We start from the raw sequence: 3,991 nt of genomic DNA, 5'->3' as shown, positions 1-3,991 counted from the left end.
TTAGGGCTGACTCCTGCAATAGGTGTCAGCCCTAATTTTTCAATCGCTCAAAAAAAGTTTAGCGGACAGTAATAATTCCAAATATTTCCTGTACTGCCGAGCGGTGGCGATTGAAGGTGGATCGGGGCATCGGAGAACCATTGTTCAACTCACTTCTTTCCCAGCGACCCGACAAATCTTCAAGCGTAATCTTACCGGCTTGCCAAATAGTTTTGACAAGCCATACATATTCCCTGAATATATCTGATGACCTCATAAGGCAAATATACAAAAAAATCTTGATTGTACCGCATTATGAGACAATATATATTTAATTTTGCAGTAGCAAAACAAAAAAGTATGGACTACATAGACTATGACCGAATCTATCGAACCTATGGCGAACTTGGTNTNCNTCATGNTGAGCGCACCTATTTCGACCATATCGGTACGGAATTTTCATATAATACCATCGAACGGAAATTGCTCGATATAGGCTATCTTCTCTGGCGCGGCTACGACGTCCGGGCAGACATACATCACACATACAGCGATGCCCATCCCTCTGTATCGCAGAATGATGTAAGGCAGACCATTTATATCCTTCTCGCTGAACTTTGGGAAGGCCGAACGGAATATGTCGAGCAGATGTTTCGTCATAAGAGCATAGATGCTCTTATTGACGAACTGTTTACAGCCGTGCTGCGATATTATCATCTTCCGACAAATCATTATCAACCCCACTACCTTAAAGACCCACTCGATATGACAGAAAAAGAACTCAGAGACTGTAACCCTTGGCGCGAAGTTGCAGACCTTTCAGCCGGAAACGATTTCCTGTTGTCGGACAAGCACAATCTCGTCTGCTCCGATGACAAAGAAATGATTGAGACATTCAACGCCTCAGCCAAACCGGAACACAAATATCATCTAAACATACCGGCATACCCTTGGTATGGCAATCCTCTCACGGCAAAAGTGATTGTGTTAAGCCTCAATCCCGGTTATGATGAACGTCAGTCAAAAATCGCCGCTATGTATAAGATGCTTCCTCAGGGCTTGGTTGAGGGCTATGCCATTCATCTGCGCTCTATGCTGACTTTTGATTGTTATAGTTTCCTCCCCGAGGACTTCGGTCCGCATGGAGTAACGACACGCGACCTTGCCAACATACATCAGGGTTATTATTGGCAAGACCGTCTGACCAGCGCATTTGTCAACGAAGATACCGGACTTTCGTTTGAGCAAATCAACGACCGATTCGCCGTCATTCAATATGTAGGGTATTCTTCAATAAAATATGCGCCACTCAAACGCGGTCAGTTGTTGCCCTCTCAGAACTATACAAAGCAGTTGATTCAGTTCATCCTACACAATAATCCTGACACGGTTTTCATTGTGCCCCGTGCAGTAAATAGCTGGAAGTCACTTCTTGGCTCCATGTGGAAAGATAACCGCTTTTTCGTATCAAACCTGCCGAGAAGCCAATGGTTTTCAGCCGCGACACTCGGTGAAGAAGCCTACTTTAAAATAATTGAAGCATTTAAGAGATGACGCTAGATTCAAGATCGAAGTGCAACAACTTCGTTCTGAATAGCCCAATATTTTTTGCCGCACGAGACTTAATAACGGATTGGGGATGGGGCTTCACAAGCCCACAGCCCCTCCCCAATCCGTTATTAAGTCTCACAAAATGCAACTTTCGACTGACAATACAAAAAAAGGAGACCGAAGTCTCCCTGAGATTAATTAATTTTGTGTTGTCAATATGTATCATCGATTAACCGTATGCTTACTTTTAATCAAAAATAACATTGAATGAGTAGCGGACAATGATTTGTCAATCAGTGTCATTGAACTAAATATTTGCAATTCGCGAATTGCAAATATAGGTATTAGAGAGTTATAACAGCATCCTTCCGGAAATAGAGATGTTCCAATGCACGGACATATCCTAATTGATTGCACACGCACATTGTGTTCCCAATCCGCTTTATGATATTGCGATGGGAATGACCGTAGATCCAGTAGCCAATCCGGCTGTCTGCAATCATATTGCCTAACTCGGAGGTAAAGGCTCCGTTTATGGGACTGCCCTTAAATTCATCAGCCATTAGAGCGAATGACGGCACATGATGTGTCGCAACTGCGATTTTTGCAGCATTACTTTCGCGCACCTTTCGTTCAATAAAATCACGGCATTTTTCATGTTCTTCATTGAAACGCTCCCAGCCAAGAGGCTTTACGCCATCACGGATACAGTGAAAATCGCTTACATTACGCTGTGTAAGCAATCCATTTTCCGGCGATATTTTTGACCAAAGAGAGGAAGCAATCAAGTCAGTTGTTTCGTCAAGATGAATCACCTTATTATAGACATACCGGACATTGGATCTTATCCGCTGTTCCCAGCCTTCAGTCAGTTCATTTATATCAAATCCACGGTATAACTCATGATTACCCGGAATTGCAATCACCTCATTGAAGTTTTCGGAAGCCCAATCCCAGAACGGATGTTTCATCAATCCGTCATCGCCGAGATAGCCAATATCTCCCGCAAGAACAAGTATGTCACCGATGGGTTCCATTGAATGTTCTCTTAGGATTGATGTGTTGGCTCCAAATTCGAGATGCAAATCGGATGCGTACTGTATCTTCATCTTGAGAAGTGATTTAGAATTTCTATTATGTAGTCCACACGGTCATAATCTCCATACGGCAACATACATTCAATTTCCTCTCTACAATTCTGACGTGAAAGCATCTCTTTCGCCCACGATGAAAGGTAGCAGGTGATATCGTTGTCATTCTCATTGTCGAACAGTTCGGTAATGTCCTGTCTGTTGTTCAGGACATAAACCAGATCCTCAAAATCATGAGAAAATCTCAGGTCATCTCCTCCACGACCTCTTACGGCTTCAATTTTAGTCGCTACATAATAGAGTGGCGGAAGAATAAAAATTGTCTTATCATCGACCATTACTTCTTCACGATGCTGAAATCCGGGACGATACCATCTGTTTGTAAAGCCGAGTATGCTGTCTCTATCAGGCATAATGTCCACAATCTCGCCATTGTATTTCCAACGGCATATCACGCCCGATTCAATATCATTCACAAACTTGCGATCTCTAAGCATCTGCTCAAAGTCCTGAAGACTGCTATAGGTGGCAAGTTCTATGACGCAATCGACATCCATAGTCGGACGAATGTCGGTAGCAGCCGGATCGTCGGCATACAGTTCTGCTACCGAGCCACCGACAAACACGACATCCTTGCACAGTTCACCGAGTCCATCGGCGATTACTTTTAGCCTTCTGATATTACCTGACATCATAAGTTGCGAGTATTGAGTTGAGTTCTTCTTTGGCTATCTCTACTTCTCTCGTCCTGCCGATTCTGAAAACATCGGCAATGGCAAGCAGACTATGAAGCATTGAATCATTTTGCACAGCCATCGGAACAGTGCGGTATAAAGGAGCAATCGACTCTCCGCGCAGGTTGCCTTTTGCATCCGGCCAGACGTATGCTTCTTTTTCGGATACTATCTTATCACTCATCGGCGAGGCGGAAATGGCAGTGGCAACACCTCTTACTTTAGACTGAGGCTGAACCGGAAAGACATATTTGAGTCCATGTATCAGAAACTCTTTAAGTGCAAGAATATTGACCCGTTGCTTGGCATTATCCATGAGTCTGGCAATCCTACAGCGTTCCAGTGCTTCGGACACCTCCGAAGCACTAATGCCGAGATCCTTTGCGACCTGCGCATTGGTCATCTCCCGACCTAAGAGGGTGACTTTTTTCAGTATTATCACTATATCCTGCGGACGCATACCATTATGAGCTTTAGTCATTTGTGTAAAATATTTGCAATTCGCGAATTGCAAATTTAGTAATATAAATTGACTTGACCAAATTATTTTGAGCAACCTGAACTTACGGATGAGCAAAAAAAAGATGTTTTTGCAGGAATCAACTTATCTCAGGATAAGAAAAACAGTCGTGTAAA

The 3,991-nt window shown here is 43.3% G+C and carries 3 protein-coding genes; all 3 read right to left on the bottom strand.

Annotated elements, in window-relative coordinates:
* Positions 1-1,874 precede the first annotated feature (1,874 nt).
* Genes JX312_RS10100 through JX312_RS10090 form a run of 3 tightly spaced genes read right to left on the bottom strand, consistent with a single transcriptional unit; the run spans position 1,875 to position 3,836 of the window.
* The gene (locus JX312_RS10100; RefSeq protein WP_204457904.1) at positions 1,875-2,639 is read right to left on the bottom strand and encodes a metallophosphoesterase; all 765 of its coding nucleotides are present in this window, start codon (positions 2,637-2,639) and stop codon (positions 1,875-1,877) included.
* Positions 2,636-3,316, bottom strand: a complete 681-nt coding sequence (locus JX312_RS10095; RefSeq protein WP_204457903.1) for a hypothetical protein — start codon at positions 3,314-3,316, stop codon at positions 2,636-2,638. The genes JX312_RS10100 and JX312_RS10095 overlap by 4 nt, the downstream gene beginning before the upstream one ends.
* Positions 3,303-3,836, bottom strand: a complete 534-nt coding sequence (locus JX312_RS10090; RefSeq protein WP_204457902.1) for a hypothetical protein — start codon at positions 3,834-3,836, stop codon at positions 3,303-3,305. Before JX312_RS10090 ends, JX312_RS10095 begins: the two co-directional genes overlap by 14 nt.
* Positions 3,837-3,991: the final 155 nt, after the last annotated feature.

Origin of the sequence: Barnesiella sp. CU968 (genome assembly GCF_905219685.1) — a bacterium.
Taxonomy (GTDB): Bacteria; Bacteroidota; Bacteroidia; order Bacteroidales; family Muribaculaceae; genus Lepagella; species Lepagella muris_A.
The sequence above is the reverse complement of the archived record's forward strand: the minus strand, read 5'-3'. Positions and strand labels throughout refer to the sequence as shown.